The organism is Pantoea sp. Morm (assembly GCF_016643525.1).
Lineage (GTDB): Bacteria > Pseudomonadota > Gammaproteobacteria > Enterobacterales > Enterobacteriaceae > Pantoea > Pantoea dispersa.
This window is the reverse complement of record NZ_VOQX01000174.1, coordinates 1-4,006: the sequence shown is the minus strand read 5'-3', so window position 1 is coordinate 4,006 and position 4,006 is coordinate 1. Positions and strand designations below refer to the sequence as shown.

General features: G+C 49.1%; 8 protein-coding genes and 3 pseudogenes. 8 read left to right on the top strand and 3 right to left on the bottom strand.

What is annotated here, in order from left to right:
• Window positions 1–818: VENN motif pre-toxin domain-containing protein (locus tag FT726_RS26280; protein ID WP_346303742.1), on the top strand; the 818-nt coding region annotated here is incomplete at its 5' end.
• On the top strand, window positions 815–1,063 hold the full coding sequence (locus FT726_RS26275; RefSeq protein WP_141495961.1) for a hypothetical protein: 249 nt from the start codon (window positions 815–817) through the stop codon (window positions 1,061–1,063). The genes FT726_RS26280 and FT726_RS26275, both read left to right, overlap by 4 nt.
• Window positions 1,064–1,115: 52 nt before the next feature.
• Here FT726_RS26275 and FT726_RS26270 read toward each other — a convergent pair whose 3' ends face one another.
• Both FT726_RS26270 and FT726_RS26265 read right to left on the bottom strand, forming a co-directional pair.
• Entirely contained in the window at window positions 1,116–1,334 is a 219-nt protein-coding gene (locus FT726_RS26270; protein WP_282997115.1) for a SymE family type I addiction module toxin, read from the bottom strand.
• Window positions 1,335–1,401: 67 nt separating this feature from the next.
• Window positions 1,402–1,614, bottom strand: coding sequence for a hypothetical protein (locus FT726_RS26265; protein WP_346303741.1), 213 nt, complete (start codon window positions 1,612–1,614; stop codon window positions 1,402–1,404).
• On the opposite strand from FT726_RS26265, the gene FT726_RS26260 reads away from it, so the two are divergent.
• From FT726_RS26260 to FT726_RS26245, 5 genes and pseudogenes are all read left to right on the top strand, one after another.
• Entirely contained in the window at window positions 1,594–1,785 is a 192-nt protein-coding gene (locus tag FT726_RS26260) for a VENN motif pre-toxin domain-containing protein (RefSeq protein ID WP_346303740.1), read from the top strand. The genes FT726_RS26265 and FT726_RS26260 overlap by 21 nt on opposite strands.
• Window positions 1,764–1,943, top strand: a complete 180-nt coding sequence (locus FT726_RS26255; protein ID WP_282997117.1) for a hypothetical protein — start codon at window positions 1,764–1,766, stop codon at window positions 1,941–1,943. Before FT726_RS26260 ends, FT726_RS26255 begins: the two co-directional genes overlap by 22 nt.
• A 108-nt stretch (window positions 1,944–2,051) precedes the next feature.
• Window positions 2,052–2,270, top strand: a complete 219-nt coding sequence (locus tag FT726_RS26250) for a hypothetical protein (RefSeq protein ID WP_282997118.1) — start codon at window positions 2,052–2,054, stop codon at window positions 2,268–2,270.
• A gap of 171 nt (window positions 2,271–2,441) precedes the next feature.
• Window positions 2,442–2,707, top strand: a pseudogene (locus FT726_RS27705) (TNT domain-containing protein); the annotation flags it as partial.
• 1 nt (window position 2,708) lies between these two features.
• Window positions 2,709–3,125: an Imm63 family immunity protein gene (locus tag FT726_RS26245; protein WP_346303739.1), complete on the top strand. Its 417-nt coding sequence runs from the start codon at window positions 2,709–2,711 to the stop codon at window positions 3,123–3,125.
• Between the two features lie 57 nt (window positions 3,126–3,182).
• Here FT726_RS26245 and FT726_RS27700 read toward each other — a convergent pair.
• A pseudogene (locus FT726_RS27700) lies at window positions 3,183–3,415 on the bottom strand (SymE family type I addiction module toxin).
• A 346-nt stretch (window positions 3,416–3,761) separates the two neighbouring features.
• Between FT726_RS27700 and FT726_RS26235 the strand changes: the two are divergent.
• Window positions 3,762–4,006: pseudogene (locus FT726_RS26235) on the top strand (VENN motif pre-toxin domain-containing protein); the annotation flags it as partial.

The window sequence follows — 4,006 nt, the reverse complement described above, 5'->3', positions numbered from 1 at the left end:
ACCTGCAGGAGTCGGATAAGCAGATCATCAGTGCACTGAGTACCCTGGCTGCAGGTCTGGCAGGCGGCGTGACCGGCGGCAGTAGCGCCAGTGCGCTGGCCGGCGCTCAGGCAGGGAAGAATGCGGTTGAGAATAATGCGCTGAGTTTGGGTACGGGTATGACCAGTTCAGGCTCTGCTGCGCAGTCATGGAATCAGTATTCACAGGAACATAACCTTACACCAGAGCAGAAACAGGCAGGATTGGATAAACTGACGCAGGGTGATTTGTCTGACGGCGCGAATATAACCAAGGTTATCGTGAATGGATATAAGGACGGCGTGTTGATAGCAGGAGCAGCTTATTTAGGTCCGGCTGCATCGGTAGGTAAAGTAGTCGGTGGTGCAGTCATCGCGGCAATGGCTAATGGTACGTATCAGTGGTTTGATATCAACAGTGAGAAGAATCAAAGCCTGCCTGAAAATCAGCAAACAACTTGGGACTACTGGGGCAGTGCTTCTGCGGCTGTAACCGGCGCACTGGCTCCGGGACGTGGACTATTGCAGAACGTAGGAATTGCTACGACTGGTGCGGCATTGAGTAATGGAGCTGATATTGGGGCGATTGGTATCGCCGCAGGTAGCGCTGGATTGGGATGGGGATTTGGTGAATATGCACCAGGGGTTGTTAATTCGTTAACAGGAAAGGATGCACCTGGCTTCATATTTGATGCTGTAGGCTCGCTCGGGACAGAATTTTTAGGTGGATATACACAAAATCTCTTAAATACACCAACTCCACAAAAATCTTCTGAAAAGGAAAAGGAGGAGAAAAAATGATCGCATATATCAAATTACTAATTTACTCTTGTGTTTTTTGTATACTGATTTGTTTTATTTTAGGGGCTGGAGCATCGGTCATTATATATATTAAAAATGGATATTTTCTAATTCCCGATGGACAGCTAAAGAGAGCTATTGTTTTTGGATCTATTGCAGGAACAGCGATTACATTAGCTACAATAGTTTTTAATCTGATAGACAAGTTCAATACGCGAAAATCTCCCCCATCAGATCCTAATTGATCTTAACAAGGAATCCCGGCCAGTGAGCCGGGATTCCTTTTTTATCAGTCAGTTATCCTTCAGCAGCCAGGCGGATAATCAACTGTCCCGGCTCAGTGAGCACCTCGATCTTCTGCCCGGTCTCAAATCCCAGTGCCGCCATCCAGTGGCCCTTCAGGATAATAAACGGTGAAAGCGTGAACTTCCTCTGATCCCGGACATATCCCACGGTATAACGTCTTGATTGAGCTGTGGACGTGTTGGCCTCTGACTTATGATGCGTGCCAGCCATAACCAGCTACTCGTTAATTGCTTGCGGTCAGCGGGCTGGGGGTTCGAGCACCACGGTTCCGCACCTGTTACCTGCACCATTTACCCATCACGTTATCCAGCATCTCAACCACAAACTTCTGCTTCGTCATTGGCGTCTGTCGGATCGCATCGATCTGCCTTTCCGGCCGTGGCACCGTGCAGTGGATAGTGTGATAAGATCTCGGGCGGCAGGAAACAGCGCGGCAGCAGGCGCGACCGGTGCGGTCAGCGGAGAGCTGATGGGTCAGTTGATCATGCATTCGATGTATCCGGGTAAACAGGTCAGTGACCTGCAGGAGTCGGATAAGCAGATCATCAGTGCACTGATTACGCTGGCTGCAGGTCTGGCAGGCGGCGTGACCGGCGGCAGTAGCGCCAGTGCGCTGGCCGGCGCTCAGGCAGGGAAAATGTGGTTGAGAATAACTGGCTGAGCGTGCAGGAAGCCGACAGAAAGAAACAGCTGGAGACGAAGCGCGACTATCTGAAACAGGAACTGACACCGGCTGAAGCGAAAGAGCTTGCGGCGATTAATCAGACAGATAAAGCGCGTGATGAAGCGATAAAAGCGGTCTGTATGGATGGTAATTAAGGTGATTCAGCCTGTGGTGCGCTGATTGGCCCGGCTCAGAAAGCATTTAATAAATATGGTGAAAATGCGACCTACTCATTGTTGTACAGGGATTTATATCCACAGGATGTGAAAAACCTGGAAAGTGTTTTGCAGGGACTGGATGCAGGCAGTATCAGCCGCGACCAAGCCATAACAGCAATAGCACAGGCGTCCGGTGTGAGCTGGGAAACAGCAGCAGGCCGTTATGATATAGCAATGCAGACTCAGGAACTGGCTGCCGCTCTGGCGGGTGCTTACGGGCTGAAGAGTGTAATTAAGGAACCGACAAAAGAGAGTTCAGCATAAAAACTATCTCAACCTTCAGCCGGAAGAACGGCAGAGCCAAATAGAAATGCTGCTGATGAGGAAGCTTCAGGGTGGTCACAGTACGATAAATACCGTAATGAAAGCGGAGACTGGAACTGGCCTGCAAAATTAGGTTTTGCCGAAGAACCAGTTAAAACAACGCTTCCTGTAGGCACTCATTTGGATAGGTATGGCAAGACAAATGGTTCTTTCTTGGCACCACAAGGTACGCCCCAGGAACAGCGCGCTTTAGCCCTGGCTCCTTAGCGGATAAATACCATGAATACGTTGTCATAAAACCGTTGCCTGTTATGCAAGGGAAAATAGCCCCTGCTTTTGGTGAACCTGGCGGAGGTATTCAGATTCTGCCTAATATGCAGGAACCAGTAAATGTACAATGGTTGTTAGACAACAAATATATTGAGAGGGTTAATTGAAATGCTGTTGAGTATTAATGATCTTCAAAAAAAAATGGATACGCTGGTTTTGATATTAGGTTTTCCGGTTCACTCTGTTAACCTTTGCTCAGCACCTATTGATGATGGAACGCCTTATATTTCATTTGAAAATGGAAAGTATAATTATATCTGTTCCGAGAGAGGATGTGAGTTCTCTAGAAAGGTTACAGATTCAACAGATGAGTTACTTTATTGGATTATGTATGATTTTATACATGATGTAGCAGTCGAGTACGAATTAAATAATCGGATTCCTGGTAAAGATAGTCGGCGTATTTATTTTCCAAAGATTATTGAGCTTATGAACAAAATCAACATCGACTGGGGAATAAAATCTCGAAAACATTTTGAAGAAATTCTTGCTGCCAGTCCTTACGATGATAGCCTCTACTTATAATCTTAACTCAATAAATCCCGGCCTTAGTGCCGGGATTTTAATCCACAGATCAGTTAATTACCCTTCATTCGCCAGCCGGATGAGCAGTTGCCCCGGCCCGGTGATCACCTCGATCTTCTGCCCGGTCGTGAAGCCCAGATGCTCCAGCCAGCGGCCTTTAATGGTGAGCTTTGGCAGCGGGTTCGGCTGGCACCGGTTAGGCCGCTAGCCGACCTGTAATAATGCGCCTGTAGTCCGCAGGCAGCGGTTGTGGGTGTGCGGGTCTCTGACTCATGATGCGTGTCAGCCATGATCAACTACTTCTTAGTTGCTCATGGTCAGTGGGCTGGGGTGCTCCAACACCTCAGTTCAGCGTCTGTTAATTACTCCGTTTTACCAATCGCTGCCGTAACGCTCTGGAAATGCTCACTTGTGGCTTAGTATCGTGCTCAGCCATGATTAACTACCTCGTATAGTTGGTTATGGTTAGCAGGCTGAGGTGTTGGCGCACCTCAGCTCAGCTCCGCGCCGGATATCTACTCTGTTTAACCAATCACATCGTCCAGCATCTCAGCCACAAACTTCTGCTTCGTAATTAGCAGTTGCCTGATCGCATTGATCTGCCTTTACAGCCGTGGCACCAGTGCAATGGTTCGTGTGATAGGATCGCGGGCAGCAGGAAACAGCGCAGTAGCAGGCGCGACGGGTGCAGTCAGAGGAGAGCTGATGGGTCAGTTGATCATGCATTCGATGTATCCGGGTAAACAGGTCGGTGACCTGCAGGAGTCGGATAAGCAGATCATCAGTGCACTGAGTACCCTGGCTGCAGGTCTGGCAGGCGGCGTGACCGGCGGCAGTAGCGCCAGTGCGCTGGCCGGCGCTCAGGCAGGGAAGAATGCGGT